The organism is Methylocystis sp. S23 (assembly GCF_054106005.1).
Genome location: NZ_CM134185.1, coordinates 1,096,325 through 1,115,334, shown reverse-complemented (window position 1 = coordinate 1,115,334; position 19,010 = coordinate 1,096,325). Strand labels below are relative to the sequence as shown.

The 19,010-nt window shown below is 65.9% G+C and carries 14 protein-coding genes; 5 read left to right on the top strand and 9 right to left on the bottom strand.

Features of this window, described 5'->3' with window-relative positions; translation table 11 throughout:
• Positions 1–62 precede the first annotated feature (62 nt).
• On the top strand, positions 63–629 hold the full coding sequence (locus tag ACV7JP_RS05695) for a L,D-transpeptidase (RefSeq protein WP_457798254.1): 567 nt from the start codon (positions 63–65) through the stop codon (positions 627–629).
• Between the two features lie 33 nt (positions 630–662).
• Here the strand turns inward: ACV7JP_RS05695 and ACV7JP_RS05690 are convergent, their stop codons facing one another.
• Positions 663–1,721, bottom strand: a complete 1,059-nt coding sequence (locus ACV7JP_RS05690; protein WP_457798253.1) for a S1C family serine protease — start codon at positions 1,719–1,721, stop codon at positions 663–665.
• A gap of 318 nt (positions 1,722–2,039) precedes the next feature.
• Here ACV7JP_RS05690 and ACV7JP_RS05685 point away from each other — a divergent pair, with 318 nt between their 5' ends.
• Together ACV7JP_RS05685 and bufA2 are read left to right on the top strand one after the other, a co-directional pair.
• A complete protein-coding gene (locus ACV7JP_RS05685) occupies positions 2,040–2,309 on the top strand; it encodes an usg protein (protein WP_457798252.1) in 270 nt (89 codons plus the stop codon).
• 263 nt (positions 2,310–2,572) lie between these two features.
• A complete protein-coding gene (gene bufA2 / locus ACV7JP_RS05680) occupies positions 2,573–2,833 on the top strand; it encodes a BufA2 family periplasmic bufferin-type metallophore (RefSeq protein WP_457798251.1) in 261 nt (86 codons plus the stop codon).
• Between the two features lie 101 nt (positions 2,834–2,934).
• Here bufA2 and ACV7JP_RS05675 read toward each other — a convergent pair whose 3' ends face one another.
• Genes ACV7JP_RS05675 through ACV7JP_RS05665 form a run of 3 tightly spaced genes read right to left on the bottom strand, consistent with a single transcriptional unit; the run spans position 2,935 to position 8,766 of the window.
• Complete coding sequence (locus ACV7JP_RS05675) at positions 2,935–4,443, bottom strand: efflux transporter outer membrane subunit (RefSeq protein WP_457798250.1); 1,509 nt, start codon at positions 4,441–4,443, stop codon at positions 2,935–2,937.
• Positions 4,440–7,613, bottom strand: coding sequence for an efflux RND transporter permease subunit (locus tag ACV7JP_RS05670; protein WP_457798249.1), 3,174 nt, complete (start codon positions 7,611–7,613; stop codon positions 4,440–4,442). Before ACV7JP_RS05670 ends, ACV7JP_RS05675 begins: the two co-directional genes overlap by 4 nt.
• Positions 7,606–8,766 (bottom strand): efflux RND transporter periplasmic adaptor subunit, encoded by a 1,161-nt coding sequence (locus ACV7JP_RS05665; RefSeq protein ID WP_457798248.1) that lies wholly within the window; start codon positions 8,764–8,766, stop codon positions 7,606–7,608. Before ACV7JP_RS05665 ends, ACV7JP_RS05670 begins: the two co-directional genes overlap by 8 nt.
• Positions 8,767–9,188: 422 nt before the next feature.
• Between ACV7JP_RS05665 and ACV7JP_RS05660 the strand changes: the two genes are divergently transcribed.
• Positions 9,189–9,908, top strand: coding sequence for a response regulator (locus ACV7JP_RS05660; RefSeq protein WP_457798247.1), 720 nt, complete (start codon positions 9,189–9,191; stop codon positions 9,906–9,908).
• A gap of 14 nt (positions 9,909–9,922) precedes the next feature.
• Positions 9,923–11,296 carry an ATP-binding protein gene (locus ACV7JP_RS05655; protein ID WP_457798246.1) on the top strand — a complete coding sequence of 458 codons (1,374 nt, stop codon included), beginning with the start codon at positions 9,923–9,925 and terminating at the stop codon, positions 11,294–11,296.
• A gap of 54 nt (positions 11,297–11,350) precedes the next feature.
• On the opposite strand, the gene ACV7JP_RS05650 is transcribed toward ACV7JP_RS05655, so the two are convergent.
• From ACV7JP_RS05650 to ACV7JP_RS05630, 5 genes are all read right to left on the bottom strand, one after another.
• The gene (locus ACV7JP_RS05650; RefSeq protein WP_457798245.1) at positions 11,351–11,614 is read right to left on the bottom strand and encodes a hypothetical protein; all 264 of its coding nucleotides are present in this window, start codon (positions 11,612–11,614) and stop codon (positions 11,351–11,353) included.
• A gap of 136 nt (positions 11,615–11,750) precedes the next feature.
• A complete protein-coding gene (locus ACV7JP_RS05645; RefSeq protein WP_457798244.1) occupies positions 11,751–14,447 on the bottom strand; it encodes a nitrate reductase in 2,697 nt (898 codons plus the stop codon).
• Positions 14,447–16,036 (bottom strand): sulfite reductase subunit alpha, encoded by a 1,590-nt coding sequence (locus ACV7JP_RS05640; RefSeq protein ID WP_457798243.1) that lies wholly within the window; start codon positions 16,034–16,036, stop codon positions 14,447–14,449. The genes ACV7JP_RS05645 and ACV7JP_RS05640 overlap by 1 nt, the downstream gene beginning before the upstream one ends.
• Positions 16,033–17,787, bottom strand: a complete 1,755-nt coding sequence (locus ACV7JP_RS05635; RefSeq protein WP_457798242.1) for a NirA family protein — start codon at positions 17,785–17,787, stop codon at positions 16,033–16,035. The genes ACV7JP_RS05640 and ACV7JP_RS05635 overlap by 4 nt, the downstream gene beginning before the upstream one ends.
• 1 nt (position 17,788) lies before the next feature.
• The gene (locus tag ACV7JP_RS05630) at positions 17,789–19,003 is read right to left on the bottom strand and encodes an NAD(P)/FAD-dependent oxidoreductase (protein WP_457798241.1); all 1,215 of its coding nucleotides are present in this window, start codon (positions 19,001–19,003) and stop codon (positions 17,789–17,791) included.
• Positions 19,004–19,010 lie beyond the last annotated feature (7 nt).

Sequence of the window (19,010 nt, the reverse complement as noted above, 5' to 3'; positions counted from 1 at the left end):
TTCAGCCTCAATCGTCGTCGAACAAGAGCGCAAGGCGAGCTTTGTCGAGGATGAGGAAAATCATGAGGACGCGCGGACTGAGCTTTGGAACCCTTCTCGCTCTCGCGGCCGGGACCGTTCCGTCGCTCGCCGGTCCCTTCGACCGCGGTCCCATCGCCGATTTTCTCACAATCTTCCGTCAGGCGGCGATCCCCAAGCAGCTCGTGGTCTGGCGCCATCCGGAATATAAGGCGGGGACGGTCGTCGTCTCCACCGCGGATCGTCGCCTCTATTACGTTCTCGGCGGCGGCCAGGCGATTGAATATGGCGTCGGCGTGGGTCGCCAGGGCTTCACCTGGTCGGGCGCGAAGACGGTCACCCGCAAGCGCGAATGGCCGGATTGGCGGCCGCCGGCTCCCATGCTCAAGCGCCGGCCCGATTTGCCGCGCTACATGGCGGGCGGGATGGACAATCCGCTGGGCGCCCGCGCGCTCTATCTCGGCTCCAGCGCCTATCGGATCCACGGCTCCAACGAACCCGACACGATCGGCGCGGCCGTCTCGTCGGGCTGCATCCGCATGACCAATAACGACGTGATCGACCTCTATTCGCGCGTGAAGGTCGGCACGAAGGTTGTCGTTTTGAAATAGGCGCGTTTCCGCCTTTCAAAACGGCCGCCCGCTCTAACGATGCGGCGGCGCGCTTGCATCCGCGGCTTTTCGCGTCGCTTCGATCCGCAGACGCGTCCGCCTCGGCTCGCCGGCGCGGCGGAACTGCATCTCGATCTCGCTGCCCGCGCGCGTGACGCCGAGCAGCGTGCGCAATTGCGCGGGGGCCGCGATCGCTCTCCCGTCGACGGCGTTGATCACGTCGCCTTTCGTCAGCCCCGCAAGCGCGGCGGGAGAGGCCGGCTCGACGGAGACGATCTCCGCGCCGGCGCGGCCGCCGGCCGGCGAGCGGATCGAAACGCCGATATGGCCGCGACGCACCTCGCCGCTTTCGACGAGCTGCGACATGATCCGCCGCGCCATGTCGATCGGAATGGCGAAGCCGATGCCGTGGCTCGCGCCGGACTTCGAAAATATGGCTGTGTTGAGTCCCACGAGGCGGCCGTCGAGCGTCACCAGCGCGCCGCCGGAATTGCCCGGATTGATCGAGGCGTCGGTCTGGATGAAATCCTCATAGCCTTCGATGCCGAGGCCGGTGCGGCCCATCGCCGAGACGATGCCGGACGTCACCGTCTGGCCGAGCCCGAAGGGATTGCCGATGGCGAGCACGAAATCGCCGACTTCGAGCGTTCGGCTGTCGCCCATCGGCACGGCGGCGAGATTGTCGGCCTTGATCTTCAGGACGGCGACGTCCGTCGCCTTGTCCTTGCCGACAAGCTGAGCGCGAAAGCGCCGGTCGTCCTTCGTCGTGACCTCGATGACCGAAGCGCCGCGCACGACATGTTCGTTGGTGAGAATAAGTCCGCGCTGGGCGTCGACGATGACGCCGGAGCCGGCGGAGGTCGTCTCGCGCTTCAGGCGCGTAGGGGGAATTTCGAAGAACTCCTGCAGCACCGGATCGGCGACCGCCGGCGCCTCGACGGATTCGATGCGCTTCGTCGCGATATTCACGACGCCGGGCGTCACCGCGCGCACGACGGAGGCGGCCGAGCCCTTCTCGCCGGGCGGGATCGCGCCCGCGGCAAGCGGCGTCGGCAGGAGCAGCAGGGACAAGAAAGCGAGGCGCGAAATCATGGGCGGCCATGCTCGTGAAGGCGCTCGTCAAAATCGTGGCGCGCGCCGGCGTCGCGGACGCCGCTTTTCGCTTATGGTTTAGAAATTCCTACCGCGCCGCGCCGCAGCGTAAATGGCCCTGCGCGGGATCGCGACGCTTGCCGGTCGGCGTCGGCGGCCCGCGCGCGCTTCAAAAGGCGGCGCCGGAAATCAGCACTCATGGCGATGCGCTGATAGCAGGCTGTTTTTATTACGGTTTCATGGCGCGAGAGTTGCTTTGGCCAGCCGGTCGGCCCTAGCTTATCGGAAGCGGGCTTTCGAGCGGAAAGGGGAAGCGGCATGGCGTCGAGCGAATTCCGCCTGCAGATGCAGGGCTATGGTCTCACCACGGCGAATATTCTCTATCGCCTGCCGGATCATCCCGGGATTCTCCAAGCCTATATCTGGCAGGAATATGATCTGCATCCGCATTTTCCGGAGCTGAGGAAGTTCCTGGATTTCTGGACCCGGAGTCTCGACGGGCCGCTGCATGGCGTCACGGTCGCGCATGCGCAATTGATCAAGCCCGCGGAGATGCGGCTGGTGAACGGCGAATTCCGCGTGCATTGACGGGAGCTCTCGTTTCTTGCCGCAAGATTAATTGCCGGCCTTCCGCGCCTGTCCCGGAGCGGGAATTCGGGGACGGGCCGTGGACGAAGACGGTCCGAATCGGGAGCGGCGAAATCGCGCCGTCGATTCGCTAAGAAATGGTTGGTCGCGCGGCCGCCCGTCGCGCGGTCCTTGCCGGCCCGCAATGCGGAAAGCGCGCTGGCGTAATCGCCGGCCCGGCGCCAATATGCCCGCGCCATTTCCTGGCGCAGGGAAGAAACGACATGAAGAAGGAAACGATCAACGGGGCCACGCTCGCAATAGCGGCCGTCTCCATCGCGCTCGCCGGGACCGCGCCCGCCGCGAAGGCCGAAACGGCGACGGCGCGCGTGCATTGCCTCGGCGCCAATAGCTGCAAGGGCAAGAGCGACTGCCATACGCCCAAGAACGCCTGCAAAGGCAAGAACGCCTGCAAGGGCCAGGGATGGGTCTATAAGGAATCCGCTCAGGCCTGCGCGGACGCCGGCGGCAAGGTTCTCGATTAAGGCGCGCGCCAAATCTGCAATCGATCATGCTGCGATCGGGCGATTCCGTTCGGTCGCAGCGTGATCTCGAAGAGCCCGGGGCGTGATCCTTCTCGCGCCGGTCAGCGATTCCACCAGCCGCCGCCGAGCGCCATGAAGAGGGCGGCCGTATCCGAAAGGCGGGTCGCCTCGGCCTGCACCCGCGAGAGCGAGGCGAGGAGGTAGGTGCGCTGCGCGTTGAGCACCGCGATCTGCGAGACCTGGCCATATTTGAGCTGCATGCGGACAATGTCGAGGCTGCGCCTGGCGGCGTCCTCGGCCTTGCGCGCGGTCAACACCGCCTTGGCGTCGGATTGCAGCGCGCGCAGCGCGTCGGCGACGTTCTGGAAGGCGTGAATGACCGTGTCGCGATATTGCGCGTCCGCCTGTTCCAGCGCCGCCGCGGCCGCCTTCTGCTTATTGAGCAGCGTCATGCCGTCGAAGATCGGCTGCGAAATATTGGCCGCCGCCGTATAGAGGCCCGTCCCCGGCGCGAAGAGCTGCGCCATGTGGAAGGCGCTCGCGCCGACATTGGCGGAGAGCGTGATATTGGGCAGGCGGTTGGCGATGGCGACGCCGACCGCGGCGGAAGCCTGATGCAGATTGGCTTCCGCGGCCTTGATGTCCGGGCGCTGCGCGACGAGCTTCGAGGGGAGGCTGACGGGAACCGTCGCGGGCAGCGCGAAGCTCTTAAGTTCGAATAGCTCGCCCGGTCCTTCGAAGGACAGCCGGCCCGCAAGCGCCGTGAGGAGATTGCGCTGTATCTCGAGCTGCTTTTCGAGCGGCGGCAAAGTCTGCTCAAATTGCGCGAGCTCCGCCTCCTGGGCGATCACGTCGGCCTTGGCGATGGAGCCGAAGGAATATTGCCGGTTCAGGATATCCAGCGTCTCGCGCAGGATCGTGATGATGGTCTTCGTCGCCTCGATCTGCCCGCGGATCGAAGCCTCCTGGATCGCCGCGACGATGACATTGGTCGTGAGCGCGAGATGCGCGGCCTCGAGCTGCCAGCTCTGCTGCTCGGCTTGCGCGGTCAGCGACTCGACCGCGCGCGCATTGCCGCCCCAGACGTCCGGCGTGAAGCTGACGTTCATCTGTTTCAGAAACAGGCCGTAATTGGCGTTGGGATTGGTCGTCGCGGGACTCGGAGACGGAATCCCGCTCGCAATATTGGCGGGCGTGGGATAGAACTGCCGGAACAGCGAGGGATTGATCTCGCCGAGCGCGCGATTGTTCGATTGCAGATTGTTGCTGTCGCTCGACGTGAGCAGCGCCTGCGGGAAGAAGCCGCCTTTCTGCGCCTCGGCATTGTAATAGGCGATGCGGACGGCGGCCTCGGACGCCTGCAGCGACGGATTGTTCTCGAGCGACTCCCGCACCAGCGCGTCGAGCGGCTTCGATTTGAAGAGCCTCCACCATTCGGCGGGAATGTCCGCGCCTTCGACGAAACGCTGCCCTTCCCCCGGCGAGGCCGTGCGCTCGGGCGTGAAATAGGGGGCGTCCGGCGCCGCCGGCGGCGCGAAATCGGGACCGACGGCGCAGGCGGCGAGCAGCGCCGAGGCGGCGAGCGCGAAAGGCGCGAGACGCCGGCTCATCTTGCGGGCGCGCCTTCTCGCGCCGCGGCCGTCTCGCTTCCCGCGCGGATGAAGCATTCAATGACGAAATAGAATGTCGGCAGAATGAAGAGCGTCAGCAGCGTCGCCACGACGAGGCCGCCGACGATGACGGTTGCGAGGCTGCGCTGCACGTCGCTGCCGACGCCCGTCGCCAGCGCCGCGGGCAGCATGCCGACGGTCGCGACGGTGGAGGTCATCAGCACGGGTCGGAAGCGTTCGCCGGCGCCTTCCAGCACGCCGGTTTTCACCGCCGCGATGAAGTCGCGCTTCATCGCGGCGGGCTCGACCTCGGTCGCCACCCAGCGCGCGCGCGCGGCGGCGATGCGAACGGCGGACGTCCTGTTGAGATTGGCGACCATGATGATGCCGTTCTGCACCGCGACGCCGAACAGCGCAAGAAATCCGACGCCCGTCGCGACATTGAGGCTGTCGCCCCGAATATGCAGGGAGACGAGGCCGCCGAGGATCGCGAGCGGCACGACGCCGAGAATGAGCGCGGCGTGGCGCAACTTGCCGAAGCCGATGAACAGGAACACGAACATCAGCACGAGAACGGCGCCGACGATGACGGTCAGGCGCGCCTGCGCCCGCTGCTGGTTCTCGAACTTGCCGCCCCAGACGACCTTGTAGAGCGACGGATCATATTTGACGTTTTTCGCGATCCGGCCCTGCGCGTCGGCGAGATAGGAGGAGAGGTCGCGATTGTCGTAATCGACGCGGACGGTCAGCGAGCGCTTCGTCTTGTCGTGTGAGATCGCGCTCTCGCCATTCTGCAGCGTGATCTTCGCGATCTGCGACAGGGCGACCTGCGCGCCGGCCGTCGCGTTGACGAGGAGATTGCCCAGCGCCTCGGGGCTGTTGCGCGCCTCCGGCGGGAAGCGGACGGTGATGTCGTAGCTGCGGTCGTTGACATAGACCTGGCCGATCGGACTGCCGCCGACGCCGGTCTGGATGAGGTTCGCGACGTCCGCGACATTGATGCCGTAGCGCGCCGCCGTGCCGCGATCGATATGAAAGGCGATCTGAGGGATCGGCGGCTCCTGGACGATCGACGTCTGCGTCGTGCCGGGCGTTTCCCGCAAGGTCGCGACGATGTCGGAAGCGATGCGGCGCGTTTCCTTGAGATCCTGACCGAACACCTTGACGACGAGGGCGCTGTGCGCGCCGCTCATCAGATCGTTGACATTGTCGATGATGGGCTGGCTGACGCCCACATCCACGCCGGGAAGCCGCCTCAGCCGCTCGCCGAGACGGCGCACGAAATCCGCCTTGGTCTCGCCCGCCGGCCATTCCTCATAGGGCCTCAGGCCGACCGGCGCCTCGATATGGCTCAACGTCCATGGATCGGTGCGGTCGTCGTTGCGGCCGATCTGCGACACGATGAAGGAGACCTCGGGGAACTCCATCACCGCATTGCGCAGATCGCGCGCCATTTCCTCCGCCTTGCCGATGGAGATGCCGCTCGGCAACTGAACCTGCAGCCATAGCGAACCTTCGTCGAGATTCGGCAGGAATTCGCGTCCGATCGTCGCGCCGGCGAGGAGGACGCCGGCGAAGGCCGCGCCGGCGGCGCCGTAGACGATGCGCGGCCGGTCGACGCAATGGGCGAGCATGCGCCCGTAATTGTCCTGGAGCCGTTCGAGAACGACATTGTGAAAGATCTCGGACGGCTTGTGGAAAGCGATATAAGCGAGGCCGGGAACGACCAGCAGAGAGCAGAGCAGGGCGCCGAACAGCGCATAGGAGATGGTGTAGGCGACCGGCGAGAAGAGCTTCGCCTCGACGCGCTCGAGCCCGAGGAGCGGCAGATAGGCCGTGATGATGATGATCGTCGCGAAGAAGATCGGATTCACGACCTGCCGCACGACGAATTGAACCGTGTCGGTTTCGAGCGGCCGGGTGGGGTTGTGCTCGCGCACCCTCAGGATCGCTTCCGTCACCACGATGGCGCCGTCGACGATGACGCCGAAATCGATGGAGCCGAGCGACAGGAGGTTGGCCGGCAGCTTCGTCAAGTTCATCAGGATGAAGGTGACGCTGAGCGCGATCGGAATCGTCACCGCGACGACGAGGGCGCTGCGCGGGCTGCCGAGGAACAGGATCAGCACGATGAAGACGAGGGCGACGCCTTCCCCGACCGTATGCCCGACCTTCGAGACCGTCGCCTCGACGAGCTCGTTGCGGTCGAGATAGGGGACGATCCGCACGCCCTGCGGCGCGAGCTCCGCCTGGAGCTGGTCGATGCGTTCGTGGACCGCCTTCAGAACCGGCTGGGCGTTTTCGCCCTTCAGCATCTGGATCGTGCCCTGGATCGTATCGGAATTATGGTCCTTGCCGAGGACGCCCTCGCGCTCCTGGCTGCTCAGCCGCGGCGTCCCGAGGTCCCGCGTGAGGATGGGCGTCCCCTTGCTCTCGGTCACGACGATATTGCCGAGATCCTCGAGATCGCGGACGAGTCCGATGCTGCGGATGACATAGGATTGCTCGCCGCGCGTGATGCGGCTGCCGCCCGAGCTGGCGCTGTTGTTGACGATGGCGCGCGAGACGTCGGAAAGGCCGAGGTCGTAGCGCTGAAGCGCCAGCGGATCGACCTCGAGCTCAAATTGCCGCGTCAAGCCGCCGAAATTGGCGACGCTCGCCACGCCCGGAACCTGATTGAGGGCGGGCAGAACCACCCATCGCTGGATTTCGGAAAGCTCGGCGAGGTTCTTCTCGTCCGATTCGAGCGAGTAGCGCAGGATCTCGCCGACCGGGCCGGTCAAGGGGCCGAGCGTCGGCTGATAGGTCGACGCCAGGGGCGCCTGGCTGACGCGCTCCAGAACGCGCTGGCGCGCCCAATAATCCTCCACGCCGTCCTTGAAGACCAGAGTGATGAGCGAGAGGGCGAAAGTGCTGCTTGAGCGGATCGTCGTGAGCCCCGGCGTGCTCGCGAGCGCGCGTTCGAGCGGCACGGTGATCTGCTGCTCGACCTCTTCCGCCGCGAGGCCGCGCGCCTGGGTCGTGACGATCACCGTGACGTCGCCCACGTCGGGATAGGCCTCGAGCTTGAGTTGCGTCCAGGAATATACGCCGTAGAAGAAGACCAGGATCGTCACGAGGATGACGATCAGGCGGTTCCGCAGGCAGAGCTCGACGGCGCGCTCAATCATTCAGGAGGACTCCGCCGCGCACCACGACCCGCTGGCCCGGCTCGAGGCCGCGCACGATCGACGAGCCCTCATAGTCCGCCTCGATCACGACAGGCTTTCTCTGGAAGGTCCAGGGGGCGGTCTCGACGAAGACGCTCGTCGTGTCGTTGACGATGAAGAGCGCCGAGGAGGGAACGAGAAGGCTCTGGGCGGCGGGCGCGAAGAAGCGCACCGAGGCGAACATGTTCAGCTTGAAGATGCCATAGGGGTTGTCGAAGGAAATCCTCACCTTGTTGCGGCGCGTGTCGGCTTCCAGCAACTGGCTGATGATCTGCACGCGTCCGGAAAAGACTTCGCCGGGATAAGCGAGGAGCGTCACCTCGACGCGCTCGTCCTTCTGCACGAAGGACAGGTCCTTCTCCTGCACGCTCGCCGTCACCCACACTTTTTCGAGGTTGGAGATGGTCATCATCGACTCGGTTGCGTTGTCGATGAAATCGCCCGGCGCGGTTTCGAGGGCGGTGACGGCGCCGTCGATCGGAGAGGTCAGCACGATCTGCCGCTGGCCGGAAATGGCGCCGCTGTCGCCGATGACCTCCAGACGCGCTTCCGCGCGCTTGAGCTCGGTCGTCGCCTGGCGGTAGTCGTTCTGAGCCTGCTCCAGTTCGCGCAGCGCGAGGCCGCCCGCCTTGTTGAGGCCGGTCGCCCGCTCGAAGGCGCTCTTTGTGAGCTTCACCGTCGCCCGCGCCTTTTCGGCGTCCGCGACGGCCTGCGCGAGATCGCCCGAGTCGATCGTCGCGAGGCGCTGGCCCTTCTTCACCGTGTCGCCAAGGGAGACGCCGAGGTCGGCGACGCGCCCGGCGACGGGCGCCAGGATTTTGACCGTGCGGGTCGGGTCGGCCTCCACCGCTCCCGTCACCAATTTGCTGCGGCTGATGCTCTTCTGCTGGACCGGCGCCACCACGATGCGCGCCCGATAGGGCGAGCCCTCGGGCGCGAAAATCGAGCTTCCCTTACGGATGAGCTGGGCGCCTTCCGCGCCCGCGCGACGCCCGTCGCCCCCATGGCCGGATTTCACCGCCCAGGTCGCGCCCGCCATGGCGATGGCGGTCGCCGCCGCGATCAAAAGCTTGGCGCGGAGCGACAGCTTTTGAAGCTTCTCGGACGCGGTCATGGGTAGGAATATTTCCTGCGAACGGACAGACCTGTGAAGATAGTCTAATTGTGGCGGCCGCCGTCAACTGGACCGGACGCTATCAACGCGGATTGCACGACTTAATTGTGACGGGCCGCGCCGGATTTGTTTCTGTCCCGTTGCCGCCCGGCGGCTCGTCGGGTCCGGCCCCATGCGATACGCGATCCGTGGCCCGATAGACCGACGGCTCGCACGACCCGCGCAGGCCAGTTTCGGGTCTTCGACGCCCGGCAAGACTTGCAGGAGGCCGCCTCCCCCGCTCTGCGCGAAGCGGAATATATTTCTGCAATATTTCCAGCAGGGCCGGCCGGGAGAGGCGCACGCGGACACGCGACATTCGATGCGCTATAGGCGAGAATTGTTTCGCCTAGCGCTTCGCCCTTTGAGAGGCTGATGACGGCATGAGCAATCGCAGCGCGGTTCTGTTGGTGGAAGACGACGCGGAAATCGGAGAGCTGATTTCCCGGTATTTGGGAAATCACGGGATGGAGGTCACGCGCCTTGCGAATGGCGAGGGGCTCGACGCAAAATTGGCGAGCGGCGCGTTCGATCTCCTCATCCTCGATCTCAATCTTCCGGGGGAAGACGGATTTTCCATCTGCCGTCGCGTCAGGGCGGCGCATGATATTCCCATCATCATCGTCACGGCGCAGGGCGAGGACGTGGACAAGATTCTGGGACTCGAGATCGGCGCCGACGATTACGTCGTGAAGCCTTTCAATTCGCGCGAGCTCCTTGCGCGCATCCGGGCCGTGCTGCGCCGCGCCGAGCCGCAAAGCCGCGCCGGCGGCGTTTCGCAGAGCCAGTCTTTCCAGTTTCTGGGATGGCGGGTGAATCTCCTGTCGCGCGAGGTCGTCTCCCCGAGCGGGATGAAGGTCGCGATGACGGGCGCGGAATTCGATCTCCTGCACGCCTTCTGCGAGAACCCCAACCGCGTGCTCACGCGCGACCAATTGATCAACATGACGCATGGGCCCACCGCCGGCCCCTATGAGCGCAGCATCGACGTGCTGATCAGCCGTCTGCGGCAGAAGCTGGAAAAAGACCCCAAAAATCCGGCGATGATCCAGACGGTGAGATCGGAAGGCTATATGCTGTCCGCGCCAGTTTCACGTGCATGACGCTGCGAGGTCTCATGCGGCGCTTGCAGCCGGATCGACTCGCCGGTCAGATCACTTTTCTGATTCTCGCCTCGATCGTGTCCTTTCAGACGGTGGTGCTGGTCACCTTCCACGTCCTCGACGTCGAAGGCCGGCGTCACATTGTGGATCAGGCGGATTTCATCGCCAGCGTCATTCTCGCGCTGGACGCCGCGCCCAATGACGACAGGCAAAATCTCCTATCCGAATTCTCGCACGCCGTTCCCTTTGCAAATATTCATATCCAAGCGGAGCGACCGGCCTCCGTGGAGGTCGACGACCGTGAATTCGCCAATGAGATCCGCCTCATTCAGACGGATCTCTGGCCAAGCGCCGACGTCTTCGCCTCCGTCGCGCCGTCCGACGCCGCGCCCGGGATCATGGGCGTGTCCCTGCGCAAAGGCGGCTATGCCCTTATCTCCATCACGCAGCACCGCAAGCCCCCGCGCTCGGTCTGGCGCTGGCTCTGGCAGCCTGAGCCGGGCACGCCCTTTCTTCTGACGCCCTGGGCGCTCTCCGCCCTGCTGTTCTTCGTGAGCACGTCCGTGCTCGTGCTTTGGGCGTCGAACGGCATTGTCGAGCCGCTGATCACGCTGGCGCGCCACGCTGAGCTATTTCCCGGCGACGGCGACGGCGACCGCCCGCTGCAGGAGCGGGGACCGAGCGAAGTGCGGGAGCTGACCCGTTCGATCAATCGGATGCAGCACAGAATCCGTTTGATGATCGCCGCGCGCACCCGCATTCTCGCGGCCGTCAGCCACGACCTCAAGACAATCATCACCAGGCTGAATTTGAGGACGGAATTCATCGCCGACGACGGCTTGCGCATGAAGATGCTGCGCGACGTCAATCTCATGGATTCGATGCTGCGCAAGAATCTCGAGCATCTTCGGGCGGAGAGCGACAAGTCCGATTACAGCCCCATCGATCTCGACAGCGTCCTGCAGACCGTCGCCGACCAGTTCGCGGAGATGGGCTGCAACGTGACCTATATCGGCGGCGGCCATCAGATGATCGTCGGCTCGCTGACTGATATGCAGCGCGTCTTTTCCAACCTCGTCGAAAACGCGGTGCATCATGCCGACGAGGTCGTGATCCGAATTCAGGAATCGTCCGACGGCAAGCTGCAGATCGACGTCGCCGACAATGGCGTCGGCATACCCGACGACCAGAAGGCGACGGTTTTCGAGCCCTTCGTGCGCGGCGAACCCGGCCGGACGATGGATCGTCACAGCGGTTTCGGCCTGGGCCTGTCGATCGTGCGCTCGATCGTCAAAAATCACGGCGGAGCCGTTTCCCTGCTCGACGCCTCGCCGCACGGCCTTATCGTGCGCATCACGCTTCCCCGCATGGCCGAAGCGGAAGCGTAGAGCGCAGGGGAAGGACTGCGACGATCCCTCCCCTGTCAAAGACCCCGCAAGCCGTCAGATGCCTTGACGCGTGCTTGAGCCGCTCGTTCCCTGATCGCCGCCGCCCGCGCCCTGATTGGGGTTCTGGGTCGATCCCTGGCTGCCGCTTTCCGATCCCGAACGCTTGTTCTGCATCGATTTGCTGCTGCCATATTTTGCCTTTTCGCCGCCGCGCGCATGATGCTTGTACGATTTCGGGCAGTGATGCGCCCAGGCCGTCGCGGGGCCGAAGGCGATGAGAGGCGCCACGAGCGCCGCCGCCACGAATTTCCTGTTCATTGTGCTCTCCCGTCGGATATTCCGGCGCCGCCGGATCGTTGGGAACTAAGCGACCATGCTCTCGGGACAAGCGTCGCGCATGTTTCCGCTTCATTGCTGCGCAAGCGTGGTCGGAGGTCGCGACGAGCGCGCGTCTTTATGTCGCGCGAGTGGAAAGGATGCGCGCGATCTCCGGCAGGCAAGAGCCGCAATTCGTGCCCGCGCGCAGTTTTGCGCCGATCTCCGCCGCGCTGCGGCAGCCCGCGTCGATCGCCGATTCGATCCGGGTCGCGCCGACGCCGAAGCAGGCGCATATGGTCGGCCCTTCCGAATCGTCGGCGCGGCGCCCGGAAAGAAGCGCGAGGCGTTGCGCCTTGTCGAGACGTTCCAGGGAAAACAGATCAATCGCCGCATCCCACGGCGTCGCCGCCGGTTCCGCGTAAAGAACGCAGGCCGCCTTCTCTTCCGTGAACGCGGCCATGCGGTAGGCGCGGCGGCCGGCGTCGGAATACTCCGCGACGTCGTCGGTTCCTTCCGGGAAGAGCAGGGCTCGCCATTCGCGCGCCGGAACGTCGCTTGCGAGACGATAGGCGAAGCCGCCGACAATGGCGACCCGCGCCCACCAGAACGCCTTCGGCGGAGCCAAACGCCGCCGGACGAGCGCAAAGCCCGTGTTCGCGAAGCTGTGCGGCGTCAAGGCCGCGGGCGTCGCCTTCATCTCCGGCTGCCCGGAGACGGGATCGGCGAAGGGCGCGACCAGGGCGCCGACGCGCGCTTGCGCGGCTGTCTCATTCGTCCAATGAATAGGCGCGAAAATATGCCCTTTCGGCTGGCGATCCGTGACGACGACGCGCAGCACGCAGGCGCCATAGGGCGTCGAAACGCGCGCAAAGCCGCCATCCGAGACGCCGGACGCTTCCGCGTCGCAAGGATTGATCTCGACGAAAGGCTCGGGCAGATGGCGCGCCAGACGCTGGCTGGCGCCGGTGCGCGTCATGGTGTGCCACTGGTCGCGAATGCGGCCCGTATTGAGCCGCAAGGCATATTGCCGTGAAAGCGTCGTCGCCAGGCTCGGCGCCGCGGGCGCGACGAACGCCGCGCGTTTATCGGGCGTATAGAAGCCGCCTTCCGCGAAAAGGCGTTTCGTTCCCTTGCGCGCGCCGGCGGGAAAGGGCCATTGCGTCGGCTCGAGCGCGTCATAGGCGTCGTCGTCGAGCGACGCCAAGCCGCCAATGTCAAAATCCCGCGCGCCGTCATTCTCGAAGGCCGAGAGGGCCGCATGCTCGCGAAAGACGTCGGCCGCCGACTGGTAGTCGAACCCCGAAAATCCCATCCGCTTGGCGACCGCGCTGAAAATCCGCCAGTCGGCGCGGGCTTCGCCCGGCGAGGGAAGAAATGCGCGCTGGCGGGAAATGCGGCGCTCGGAATTGGTCACGGTCCCGTTCTTTTCTCCCCAGGCCTGCGCGGGGAGAAGAAGATGCGCGCCGCTGTTGATCGTGTCGGTCGACAGCATATTGTCGGAGACAACGAGAAGCGTCAGCTTCTTCATCGCGGCGCGCGCCGCGTCGGCGTCGGGCATGGAGGCGGCGGGATTGGTGCCGACGACCCAGAGCGCCTTGATCCGGCCTCTGGCGACGGCGCCGAACATATCGACCGCCTTGAGCCCCTCGCGCTCGGCCATGCGCGGCGCGCGCCAGAAGCGGCGCAGGCGGTCGATATTGTGCGGCTCAAATCCCATATGCGCCGCGAGACTGTTTGCAAGGCCGCCAACCTCTCGCCCGCCCATGGCGTTCGGCTGCCCGGTCAGGGAAAAGGGGCCGGCGCCCGCCGTTCCGATGCGGCCCGTCGCGAGATGGCAATTGATGATGGCGTTGACCTTGTCGGTCCCTTGCGCGGATTGGTTCACGCCTTGCGAGAAGGCGGTGACGGTCCGCTCCGTCCGCGCGAACATTTCGAAGAAGCGCGCGACGTCGCGCTCGTCCAGACCCGTCAGCGCCGCGGTCTCGGCCGCCGAAGGCGCGAGGCGCATGGCGCTCGCGAGGGCGGAGTCGTACCCCTCCGTATGGCCGGAAACGAAGGAGCGCTTGACGGCGCCGACTCTCGCGAGATGCGCGAGCAGGCCGGAAAAAAGCGCCTGATCGGAACCGGGCGCCAGCTCCAGGAAGAGATCGGCGTTCTCCGCCGTCGCCGTGCGCCGCGTTTCGACGACGACAAGGCGCGCGCCGCGTTCTTCCTTGTTGCGCATGATGCGCTGGAACAGAATCGGATGGCACCAGGCCGCGTTGGAGCCGACGAGCACGATGAGGTCGGCCTGGTCGAGATCCTCATAGCAGCCGGGAACCGTATCGGCGCCGAAAGAGCGCTTGTGGCCGGCGACCGTCGAGGCCATGCAAAGGCGCGAATTGGTGTCGACATTGGACGAGCCGACAAAGCCCTTCATCAGCTTGTTGGCGACATAATAGTCCTCCGTCAGCAATTGGCCGGAGAGATAGACCGCGACCGCATCCGGACCGTCGCGCGCAATGATCTCCTCGAAGCCGCGCGCCGCCGTCTCTATCGCCGCGTCCCACGAAATGCGCGCAAAGCCGTCGGCTTCGCGCCGCATCGGATGGAGAAGCCGCCCGGCGAGGCCGACCGTCTCCCCCAGCGCCGAGCCCTTGGAGCAGAGACGGCCAAAATTGGCCGGATGCTCCGGATCGCCGGCAATATGCGCGCCGCCGCCGTCGAAGGCGGCGCGCACGCCGCAACCGACGCCGCAATAGGGGCAGGTCGTGCGAATCGCCGTCGCCGCCGTTGCGCGGGCGCCGGTCGCGCCGCTCGCGCCCGAGCCGGGGATGGTCTCGGCGTCGAGCATCAATAGACGTCCTGCTGATAGCGGCCGGACTTCTTGAGCGCGGCCACGAAAGCGATCGCGTCCTCCACGCTGCGCGCGCCATATCCGGATACGACGTCGACCAGCGCGCGCTCGACATCCTTGGCCATGCGCTGCGCGTCGCCGCAGACATAGATATGCGCGCCTTCCGCAAGCCAGGCCCATAATTCGCGCCCGGCCTGGCGCATGCGGTCCTGCACGTAGAATTTCTCTTCGCCGTCGCGCGACCACGCGAGCGACAGGCGCGTGAGCAGGCCCGTCGCCTTCATCGTCTCGAACTCGTCGGCGTAGAAGAAATCATAATCCGCGCGCTGATGCCCGAAGAAGAGCCAGTTCTTCCCCTTGGCCCCCGTCGCCGCGCGCTCCTGCAGAAAGGCGCGGAAGGGCGCGACGCCCGTGCCCGGCCCGATCATGATGATCGGCGTCGCCGGATCGTCGGGCAGGCCGAAGCCATGCGCCGGCTGCACATAGCTCAACAGCGCGTCGCCCGGCGCGACGCGCTCGGCAAGGAAGGTGGAGGCGACGCCGAGGCGCTTGCGCTTGCCGACCACATATCGGACGGCGTCGACGGTGAGCGACAGCCGCCCCGGCTCCGCCTTGGGGGAGGAGGAGATGGAGTAGAGCCGCGGCTGCAAGGGTTCGAGCGCCTCGACGAACGCCTCCGGATGCGGGCGCGCGCTTGGAAATTTCTGCAGCACGGCGAGGGCGTCGAGCGTCGCGGCGTCGCCGTCGGGATCCTCGCCCTGCGCGAGCAGCCGCGCCTTCTCGCGTTGCGCGCCGCCGGTCATGAAGGAGACGAGCTCGAAAAGCGCGTCGGGCGCCGGCGACAGGGAGACGTCGCATTGCAGCACGTTGCGCAAGGTCTTGCCGCGCACCGGCGTGAGGTGGGACGCGCCGAGCATGGCGATGATCTGGTCCACGAGGCCGAGATCGTTTTTCGCGAAGACGCCGAAACTGTCGCCCGCCTTGTAATCGAGCCCGCTCCCGGCGAGATCGAATACGATGTGCCATGTTTCCTTCGCCGAGCCTTCCTTGTTGAGCCGCCGCCGCGACAGGAACGTCACCGGCGTGGGATTGTCGCGGAAGCGACCCGGCTCCGCGGCGGATTCGTGAGGCTGCGGCGCCGCCGCCATTTGCGCCTCGCGCGGTCCGTCCAGCTCGGCCGCGAGCGATTTCAGCATGCGGACCGTATCCTTGCCGCCGGGCGCGCAAAGATTCAGCCGGACTTCCTTGCGCGCGGCGAGGGCGTCGGCGTAGCTCTCGCAATTATAGCCGCATTGCCCGCAATCCTGTTGCGCCATGGCGGCCATCAGCCGCCGTCGCAGCGGGCGCCCTTCCGCAAGCTTCATGCGAGCGTCAAGGGCGAGCGTCTGGTCGTGCCACGGCGCTTCGCCGTCGTCACCCGCCGCGGCCTCCATGACCGCGGCGTTGGCCTGGGGCGAGAGCGGCGTCACAAGCGCATTGTCGGGCGCGGCGAAGCCGGCGAAGAACCCGCTCAGCCACGCGCGCTGCTCGGGCGAGAAGGGCGCGCTTTCGGGGATGAGATTCGAGGGCGGAGTCATATGGTTCATGGCGAAATATCTCCGTCGGCGAGGCGGCGGATCGTCTCGGTGTCGAGACGCCGCGCAAAGGCGGCGAATGTTTCCGTCGCGTCCAGGCGGTTGCCGCGATAGGCGCGCAGAATGCCGGCGACGGTCTTCGGCGCGTCTTCGGCCTTGACGTTCCGGATGAGCTCGCGCGCAACGGCCGCCTCTTCCGCGAAGCCGCCGCCGACGAGAATGTGATAGCCCGCGACCGCGTCGCCGTCGTCATTGACCGGCACGCGCGCGCCGATAAGCCCGATGTCGCCGATGTAATGCTGCGCGCAGGAATGATGGCAGCCGGTAAGATGGATGTTGATCGGCGTATCCATCGGCGCAGCCGTCTCGCATTGATCGGCGATCTCGGCCGCGTCGCGCTTGGTGTCCGCGGCGGCGAAGCGGCATCCGAAGCTTCCGGTGCAGGCCACGAGGCCGGCGCGAATGGGAGAGGCCTGCGTCGACAATCCCAGGGCGTCGATGGCGGAGACCGCCTGCGCGACGTCGTCGTCTCTTACGCCCGTGACGAGAACGTTCTGCCACACGGTGAGCCGCAGGCCGCCATCGCCATGAAGGCGCGCGATTTCAGAAAGGGCGCGCGTCTGCGCCGGGGTCAACCGGCCGAGCGGCAGAACGACGCCGATCCAATTGAGCCCGGCCTGCTTCTGCTTGTGCGCGCCGATATGGGCCTGGCGATCCTGGCGGGGGCGCGCCGCAAGGGCGCCTTCGGGCGCCCGCGTGAGGCCGCGTCCGAGCTTTTCTTCCACGGCCGCGAGGAATTTCTCGAAGCCCCAGGCGTCGAGCACATATTTCAGCCGCGCCTTGGCGCGGTTGGCGCGGTCGCCATTCTCGATGAAGACGCGGAGAATCCTGTCGGCGACATCGACGGCCTCGTCGGGCCGAACCAGGACGCCCGTATCGCGCGCGAAATCCTTGTGGCCCGTTATGCCGCCGAGCGCGAGGCGGAAATAGACGCCGGGCTCGAGTCCATAGCCGTCAAGGACCTCGACCGCCTGGAACCCTATGTCGTTCGTATCCTCCAGCGCGCCGACGAGGCCGGCGCCGTCGAAGGCGATATTGAACTTGCGCGGCAGGCCGTAGAGCGAACGGTCGTTGAGAATGTGATGATGCATGGCGCGCGCATAGGGACGCGTGTCGATCAACTCCTGTGGATCGATCCCGGCCGTCGGCGTGCCGGTGACGTTGCGGACATTATCGGCGCCGGCGCCCTTGCTCCAGAGCCCGAGATCCTGCACCGCCTCGATGATGTGGACGGCCTTTGCGGGCTCGATTTCGCGGATCTGAAGATTGGCGCGCGTCGTCACATGCAGATAGCCTCCGCCCATATGTTCCGCGAGATCGGCGAGACCGGCGAATTGCCAGTGCGTGAGGACGCCGTTGGGAATGCGCAGCCGAAGCATATAGGCGGATTGCGCGGGCGCGACGTAGAAGAGGCCGTAATAGCGCCAGCGGAAATTATCGTCGGACTTTGGCGGCGCGTTTTCCTTCGCCTGCGCGACAAGGCGCGGATAGGCGTCGAAGGGATGCTCCTCGCGCTTCCATTTTTCCTGATCGGTCAATTTGGCGCCGGTGGCGACGAGGCGGTCCTGCGCGTCGATATGCGCCGCGTCGGGTCCCATGGGCTTTTGCGGCGCGGATTGCGCGGCGCGCCCGCCGCGCGCGGAAAAGCCGGCGGCGAAGCCTTCGAGATAGCGCTTCTGATCGAGCGTGAAGTCAGCCGACATGTCAGGCGGCCTCCTTTAGTTTCGGCGCTTCGAACACGAGATCGTCCCGGATCGCCGCGATGCTGTCGCCGGAGCGGATGAGATCGAGATAGGAGAGCGCGCCGCTGGTGTCGCCGACGAGAATCGCGCCCTTGAGCCGGTCGCCGTCAACGACGAGCTTGCGATAGACGCCGGCCCTCGGGTCCTTGCAGACGATCTCGGAATCCGAGTCCCTGGCCATGAAATCGCCGGCCGAAAAAACGCGCACGCCGGAAACCTTCAGATTGGTCGAAACGACGCTGCCGCGATAGGCGGCCCCGGCTCCGGCGAGGCGCGCGGCGAGTATGCGGGCGTGCTCATAGGCGGGCTCGACGAGGCCGTAGCACAGCCCGCAATGCTCCGCGCACTCGCCGATCGCGAAGATATTGGCGTCGCTGGTCCCGAGGCCGTCATCGACGACGACGCCGCGATTGACGGAAAGACCGGCCGATTGGGCGAGCTCGACATTCGGGCGGACGCCGACCGCGAAGACTACGGCGTCCGCCCGGACGGATCGCCCGTCCGCGAAGTCCACGCGCTCGACGCGTCCCTTGCCGGCGATGCGGGAAGCGTTGGCGTTCAGCATGATCCGCACGCCCTTCTCCTCGACGAGCCGATGCAGAAGGGCGGCGCCGGCGTGATCGAGCTGGCGCTCCATGAGCCGGTCCATCACATGGGCGAGCGTTACGCGCGCGCCGCGCTTGACGAGGCCATAGGCCGCCTCGAGTCCGAGCAGGCCGCCGCCGACGACGAGAACCTCCTTTCCCATCGCGCCGAGGCGCGCGAGCGCCTCGACATCCTGCATGTCGCGGAAAGTATGGACCTCCGGGAGATCGGCGCCGGGGATCGGCAGGCGCAGCGCGCGCGATCCGGTCGCAAGGACAAGCTTCGAAAAGGCGACGCGCTCTCCATCGTCGAGAAAGAGCAGCCGCGATGCGGCGTCGAGCTTTGTCGCCTTCCGGCCGGTCGTCATCTCGACGCCGTTTGCGCGCCACCATTGCCGGGGCTTGAGCACGATGTCGTCGAGCGCGACCTCGCCCGTCAGCGCCGAGGATAGCAGCACGCGATTATAGGCGAGGCGCGGCTCTTCGCCGATCACGCGGATCGCATAGCGATCGGGCGCGGCCATCGTCAGCTCTTCGATGAAGCGCGTCGCGGCCATTCCGGCGCCGACGACGACGAGCGTCTCCTTCGTCATGCTTCCT

Bases quoted from the DNA above. Each gene is read 5' to 3' on its own strand.
- ACV7JP_RS05630 (WP_457798241.1), bottom strand. From the start codon at position 19,003: ATGACGAAGGAGACGCTCGTCGTCGTCGGCGCCGGAATGGCCGCGACG.
- ACV7JP_RS05660 (WP_457798247.1), top strand. From the start codon at position 9,189: ATGAGCAATCGCAGCGCGGTTCTGTTGGTGGAAGACGACGCGGAAATC.
- ACV7JP_RS05655 (WP_457798246.1), top strand. From the start codon at position 9,923: ATGCGGCGCTTGCAGCCGGATCGACTCGCCGGTCAGATCACTTTTCTG.
- ACV7JP_RS05665 (WP_457798248.1), bottom strand. From the start codon at position 8,766: ATGACCGCGTCCGAGAAGCTTCAAAAGCTGTCGCTCCGCGCCAAGCTT.
- ACV7JP_RS05635 (WP_457798242.1), bottom strand. From the start codon at position 17,787: ATGTCGGCTGACTTCACGCTCGATCAGAAGCGCTATCTCGAAGGCTTC.
- ACV7JP_RS05640 (WP_457798243.1), bottom strand. From the start codon at position 16,036: ATGAACCATATGACTCCGCCCTCGAATCTCATCCCCGAAAGCGCGCCC.
- ACV7JP_RS05670 (WP_457798249.1), bottom strand. From the start codon at position 7,613: ATGATTGAGCGCGCCGTCGAGCTCTGCCTGCGGAACCGCCTGATCGTC.
- ACV7JP_RS05675 (WP_457798250.1), bottom strand. From the start codon at position 4,443: ATGAGCCGGCGTCTCGCGCCTTTCGCGCTCGCCGCCTCGGCGCTGCTC.
- ACV7JP_RS05650 (WP_457798245.1), bottom strand. From the start codon at position 11,614: ATGAACAGGAAATTCGTGGCGGCGGCGCTCGTGGCGCCTCTCATCGCC.
- ACV7JP_RS05645 (WP_457798244.1), bottom strand. From the start codon at position 14,447: ATGCTCGACGCCGAGACCATCCCCGGCTCGGGCGCGAGCGGCGCGACC.
- bufA2 (WP_457798251.1), top strand. From the start codon at position 2,573: ATGAAGAAGGAAACGATCAACGGGGCCACGCTCGCAATAGCGGCCGTC.
- ACV7JP_RS05695 (WP_457798254.1), top strand. From the start codon at position 63: ATGAGGACGCGCGGACTGAGCTTTGGAACCCTTCTCGCTCTCGCGGCC.
- ACV7JP_RS05685 (WP_457798252.1), top strand. From the start codon at position 2,040: ATGGCGTCGAGCGAATTCCGCCTGCAGATGCAGGGCTATGGTCTCACC.
- ACV7JP_RS05690 (WP_457798253.1), bottom strand. From the start codon at position 1,721: ATGATTTCGCGCCTCGCTTTCTTGTCCCTGCTGCTCCTGCCGACGCCG.